The organism is Pseudanabaena sp. SR411 (genome assembly GCF_002251945.1).
Lineage (GTDB): Bacteria > Cyanobacteriota > Cyanobacteriia > Pseudanabaenales > Pseudanabaenaceae > Pseudanabaena.
Window position 1 is genome coordinate 1 of sequence record NZ_NDHW01000053.1, and the last position, 3071, is coordinate 3071.

Sequence of the window (3071 nt, forward strand, 5' to 3'; positions counted from 1 at the left end):
CGCCTGCTCTTTTTCTGGAACCATTAGTACAACTCATCTTGATGGTGCTGTTGTGCTAGTGGTTTTCAAGATTTGACGATTTAAGTTATTTTGTTCATTTCTTAAGCTGTGCAGCTCGTCACGTATTTCATGATTTGAGTTTACTAAATCTGTTAGAGCGCGAATTAGTCTCTCTTCGAGCGCTTGGCGCTTATCTTCCTGCTCACCAGCTTGCATCAAAAGCCTTTGCAGCAAAAGCTCAAAGTAGGATTCTGCCTTTTCGATTCTTCTTTGTTCGTTTTCTTGGTCAAGTTCAGATCGTTTGAGTGCGATCGCTGCCATCTTTGTGTAGTAATCCTTGGCAAGCAACCCGATCCAGCCTATCCCTCCGATGATTGCTGGTGTGAGTATTTCCATGATTTTGATTTACAGTTCAATGCCTGAGTTTTCCGAATACCAAGGCTCGTTAATGGTGGTGTAATGTGGCTCTTTTTCAATCACTTTTCTGGGATTATTATTAGCACTTTGAACCGAAGCGGCTAAAGTGGTTTCCACCACTTCAAGCCGCTTTTGAATTTTCAAGACTTGGGTTGCTAACTGGGCGATCGCATCTGTGTCTTGAACATTCATTTAAACTTTGACCTCTGGGTTAAGTTTACGGATTTTGTAAGTTAGCGAGGCTGTGCCGTCGAAGCTGTGGTTGACTACCAGCGTGGTGTTCGCCTGTGTGCCGCCTGTTAATTCGTTGTACACGTTCAAGGTGGCAAACTGCGCGATCGTCAAGATTGGCATTTTCACAAATCGCTTAGGTGTAACACCGAAACAGGCTTCTTCTTCAGCTTCTCCAGCCCATTCAAGAATTGCATGACGGGGATGAATGCCAAACTCTCTTTCATTCTTTGAAAGTTTGATGTGTGCTTCGATTAGCTCAACATCAGTGTTTGTGCTGTTTTGAACTTTCGTAGCTGCGGTTCCGATGTTGTATTCATCCATTGATACAAGCATCAAGGCTTGTACAACCACATCGCCTTCTGTATCTACTGTTTCGACTTCATATTTGAAATCTTTAACGCTAATTCCACGAGCCATTTTTCTTCACTGATTAATTGTTGGGATTTACTGGGAAATTTTTAAACTACTTCGCGCCATTGATTAGCGCATTTGTTCGCCGATTACTGAACCGACAATCCATGTGCGTCCACCTATCACAATTTCAGCTCCCGTAGTGGGGTTGTGATCAGGTCGCAAAACTACTACTCGCTTAGTAGTTTGATTGGGTGGTAGCAAACATCCTTCAACTTCTTCGCCTTCGTACTTCAATTTCAAAATGCAATGACGGGGGCGACAACCAACTTCTTTAGAATTTTTTGAAAACTCAAAGGTAATGTTTTCGGTTGCTGTTTCAGTTGGTGCAGTTCCGCGTACACCTGATAGAGCGGTGGCGTTATCAGTTCTTGCCCAAAATATGTTGCCCTTATCGGTTTCATATTTATATCGAGTTGTTCCAGATGCCATAGGTTTTAAGTTGGGGAATCATTTTGATAGGTATCTAAGACTTTTGCCGTGTACTTTTTGCGCTCTTGGATTCGATTACCAACATTAAAAACTTGGTTCGTTTTATCTTGGTAATCAACGAGTGTGATTGTCTCCTGTTCGCCTCTCCATAGTGGGCAGGTTGTAGTTGCACAATAGATTTCTCGCTTGATCGGGCGCGTCGGATGCTTCGCAACTACATATCTGAGTTCTATATTTCTGGGTAAGTAATCTAGGTTTAAATCAGCTTGTTGCAGTGGCACAAAGCCTGTGCCTGTGGCTAGACAATTTGACCTATCTAATCTGATTAACCAAGCTCTTCCAGAATTATCGATATATTTAAAATCAGAAAGTGAACCAGCCATATATTGGAAACCTTCGCGCTTTTAGATTGTTTACAAAGTGTGCAGCGCAATTGTACTGGGGTTGTCAAGATGTCTAAAGTTTATTCGCAGTTCCAATTGAAAGTAAACTTGCGACTTTTAGGTAGAAGTGGGAAGTTGTGATTATGGCTGTATGCTTTTATTCACAGGCTTTTAAGCTATTCTTGATTAATCAAATATCTGTTCTATTGGAACTTTTACCAGTGAACGGGGTTAAAGAAGGAAGTGTTGCATGTCCAAGAATAACCGCTATGGTCAAGCTGAAATTTTGTCCGCGTCTGATTGCGATCGCATTCGTCGATCAATAATTTCCAAACATCATTTGTTGCTGTGGGATATTGCCAGATATACGGGGGAACGTTGGGGGGCAATTTGCCAATTAAAAGTGTCGGATGTTTACCAGGATGCGATCGCCTCGGTTCCTCGAACTGAGATTACTTTCCAGAAACATACTCGTAAGGCTTCGCCGTCGGGCAAGCAAGAAACTCGGCAATGTCCTGTGCATCCTGAGCTTGATCGACTGCTTCGCGCTTATAAGCCAAATGCATCGGGCTATTTATTCTCGTCTGGGTTTGGTCGAACAAAACACATTTCGTTTTCTGCCTGTGACAAGTGGCTCCGTGCTGCGGTAGTTCGTGCTGGTCTGGGTCATCGTGGGATTAGCAGTCATTCAACCCGTCGATCATTCATCACGGTGCTTTATTACGATCGCGGGGTAGATATCAAAACTTTGCAAGCAATCACGGGTCACTCTGACCTGAAAAGTCTTCAGAGATATATTGAGGTGTCGGATGATCGCAAAGTTGCGGCGATCGCTCTACTCTGATTTATATTTTTTACCAAGTGCTGTGCAAATTTCCTTTGCACTTGCTCCCCCGGCCCACAAGGCGGCGATCGCCTCGGTTTGTTTTTGGGGTATGTGGTGGTGACGGTAAACTTTGCCAGCATCGAGGTAAACATATCGCTGATATTTGTATAATTTCCCGTTGCGTCCTTTGGCTAGATAATCTTCGATTGAGCCGTGTTTTCTGGGTTTGAGTGTTGTTTCTGGGATATGTGACGATGTAGCAAATATCCCAGAAACACTCGCATCGATGACTTTTTCTAGCCATTTTTTCGCAGCAATATGATCTTTGGTGTAAATATGTCCAGCGTCATAGTCATCCCAGAAAACCT

General features: G+C 43.2%; 7 protein-coding genes. 1 reads left to right on the forward strand and 6 read right to left on the reverse strand.

All coding sequences use genetic code 11. From position 1 onward, the window contains the following. Positions 1 to 33: 33 nt before the first annotated feature. From B9G53_RS03530 to B9G53_RS03550, 5 genes are all read right to left on the reverse strand, one after another. Positions 34 to 396, reverse strand: coding sequence for a hypothetical protein (locus tag B9G53_RS03530; protein ID WP_094529183.1), 363 nt, complete (start codon positions 394 to 396; stop codon positions 34 to 36). 9 nt (positions 397 to 405) lie between these two features. Continuing rightward, positions 406 to 609, reverse strand: coding sequence for a hypothetical protein (locus tag B9G53_RS03535; RefSeq protein WP_094529186.1), 204 nt, complete (start codon positions 607 to 609; stop codon positions 406 to 408). Next, positions 610 to 1068, reverse strand: a complete 459-nt coding sequence (locus B9G53_RS03540; RefSeq protein ID WP_094529189.1) for a hypothetical protein — start codon at positions 1066 to 1068, stop codon at positions 610 to 612. 63 nt (positions 1069 to 1131) lie between these two features. Next, positions 1132 to 1494 carry a hypothetical protein gene (locus tag B9G53_RS03545; protein WP_094529192.1) on the reverse strand — a complete coding sequence of 121 codons (363 nt, stop codon included), beginning with the start codon at positions 1492 to 1494 and terminating at the stop codon, positions 1132 to 1134. 5 nt (positions 1495 to 1499) lie between these two features. After that, on the reverse strand, positions 1500 to 1877 hold the full coding sequence (locus B9G53_RS03550; protein WP_094529196.1) for a hypothetical protein: 378 nt from the start codon (positions 1875 to 1877) through the stop codon (positions 1500 to 1502). A 250-nt stretch (positions 1878 to 2127) separates the two neighbouring features. Between B9G53_RS03550 and B9G53_RS03555 the strand changes: the two genes are divergently transcribed. Continuing rightward, on the forward strand, positions 2128 to 2721 hold the full coding sequence (locus tag B9G53_RS03555; RefSeq protein ID WP_094529199.1) for a site-specific integrase: 594 nt from the start codon (positions 2128 to 2130) through the stop codon (positions 2719 to 2721). On the opposite strand, the gene B9G53_RS27165 is transcribed toward B9G53_RS03555, so the two are convergent. Next, positions 2713 to 3071: hypothetical protein (locus B9G53_RS27165; RefSeq protein WP_176453079.1), on the reverse strand; the 359-nt coding region annotated here is incomplete at its 5' end. The two genes, B9G53_RS03555 and B9G53_RS27165, sit on opposite strands and share 9 nt — an antisense overlap.